This window comes from Snodgrassella alvi (assembly GCF_002777745.1).
Taxonomy (GTDB): Bacteria; Pseudomonadota; Gammaproteobacteria; order Burkholderiales; family Neisseriaceae; genus Snodgrassella; species Snodgrassella alvi_D.
The window spans coordinates 1-1,999 of sequence record NZ_MEIO01000007.1 but is presented as its reverse complement, the minus strand read 5'-3'; the positions used below and the strand labels follow the sequence as shown (position 1 = coordinate 1,999).

2 protein-coding genes are annotated in these 1,999 nt (G+C 42.4%); both read right to left on the bottom strand.

Annotated elements, in window-relative coordinates:
- On the bottom strand, nucleotides 1-437 hold a 437-nt coding region (locus tag BHC51_RS00920), incomplete at its 3' end, for a hypothetical protein (RefSeq protein ID WP_218966357.1).
- A 287-nt stretch (nucleotides 438-724) separates the two neighbouring features.
- On the bottom strand, nucleotides 725-1,609 hold the full coding sequence (locus tag BHC51_RS00915) for a hypothetical protein (protein ID WP_100153112.1): 885 nt from the start codon (nucleotides 1,607-1,609) through the stop codon (nucleotides 725-727).
- Nucleotides 1,610-1,999 lie beyond the last annotated feature (390 nt).

Here is a 1,999-nt window from a genome sequence, read left to right as displayed (position 1 = left end):
ATGGTGTAGCCCCATGGAAACGGCTTCCCCTCTGGAATCAAAGTTCTGTTATCACGCAGATAATCCTCTTCTGTTTGCTCTCTATAGCTCATTACCGCGCCATCTGTCAGCCGGTACTGAAAATCAAAACCTTCAATAGGCAATTGGTAAGTAATCGGCGGGCGCTGATACTTTTGCGCTTGTTTGCTGGAGTCAAAATCGCCCGGGTCGCCGATATAGCGTACCCAGGTAAATACCACCCCGCCGGGGATACTTACCGGCTTACCGCCCAGATTACCAATAGAGTCATAGCGGCCAAATCTGTCCTGATGGGGCACTACAGGTGCCGGTTGCTGCTGCACCGCTTTATCACCAGCCTGCTTATCATCACAACCGGCCAGCAGTAGCAGGCAGCTTAAACAGATAAGCTTGAAATACGGTTTAAATATGCTCTTCATACTGATGTATCCTCTGTAGCAACGAGTATAGAAATTAGCACAGTTTTAATCTAAAATAAATAAGCAGTTATACAAAAATTAATCTATGTAATGAAATGGTAAGCTGAAAGCAACAATCATTTTTTACGATTAATGCACAGTAGTGGGGGTAAGTAGAATTTAATGGCGAAAAAGCATAGTTTGATAAAAATAAATGGCAAGATTTTCTGCCAGTGATGACTGCCAGTTTTTATTAAAAGCGGTAGTTTAGACACCTGCTTCCCAACAGACATAATCAGCAGGAATTTTTACACCTTCCCTGCCTGCTTCTTAATTAATGCGCCTTTATCCGTAACCACCCAGCTATCCAGTATGCCGGCTATATTTTTTTGGGTTTGCTGCCAGAGTTTCAAATACTGGCGGTTATAAGTTATGCGTATCAATAAGGGTAAATTATCAAGATAAAATCGATGCTTGCATTGCTGAACTTCGCCAACAAAATCACATTGAATATAGGTTTTAATCTCACCTTGCGCATTTTTGGACATCAAAATATCCGGCCCGGCAATATTATCCTGCCACGGCTGATTGGTGCTGGGATCAATCCCATTATTGGCTTTGAAATAAGTTAAGCCATATATTTTTTGTGGTTGTTCAAAATAGTCAAAGTGCCAGACTTTCTTGGTGGCTTGTAATTCGTCAGCCAGTGCTTTATTAAAATTAAGTGGCTGGTGTGGATCAACAATATTGTAAACAATGGTGTAGCCCCATGGAAACGGCTTCCCCTCTGGAATCAAAGTTCTGTTATCACGCAGATAATCCTCTTCTGTTTGCTCTCTATAGCTCATTACCGCGCCATCTGTCAGCCGGTACTGAAAATCAAAACCTTCAATAGGCAATTGGTAAGTAATCGGCGGGCGCTGATACTTTTGCGCTTGTTTGCTGGAGTCAAAATCGCCCGGGTCGCCGATATAGCGTACCCAGGTAAATACCACCCCGCCGGGGATACTTACCGGCTTACCGCCCAGATTACCAATAGAGTCATAGCGGCCAAATCTGTCCTGATGGGGCACTACAGGTGCCGGTTGCTGCTGCACCGCTTTATCACCAGCCTGCTTATCATCACAACCGGCCAGCAGTAGCAGGCAGCTTAAACAGATAAGCTTGAAATACGGTTTAAATATGCTCTTCATACTGATGTATCCTCTGTAGCAACGAGTATAGAAATTAGCACAGTTTTAATCTAAAATAAATAAGCAGTTATACAAAAATTAATCTATGTAATGAAATGGTAAGCTGAAAGCAACAATCATTTTTTACGATTAATGCACAGTAGTGGGGGTAAGTAGAATTTAATGGCGAAAAAGCATAGTTTGATAAAAATAAATGGCAAGATTTTCTGCCAGTGATGACTGCCAGTTTTTATTAAAAGCGGTAGTTTAGACACCTGCTTCCCAACAGACATAATCAGCAGGAATTTTTACACCTTCCCTGCCTGCTTCTTAATTAATGCGCCTTTATCCGTAACCACCCAGCTATCCAGTATGCCGGCTATATTTTTTTGGGTTTGCTGCCAGAGTTTC

Coding starts and splice junctions, on each gene's coding strand:
- BHC51_RS00915 (WP_100153112.1), bottom strand. CDS start 1,609: ATGAAGAGCATATTTAAACCGTATTTCAAGCTTATCTGTTTAAGCTGC.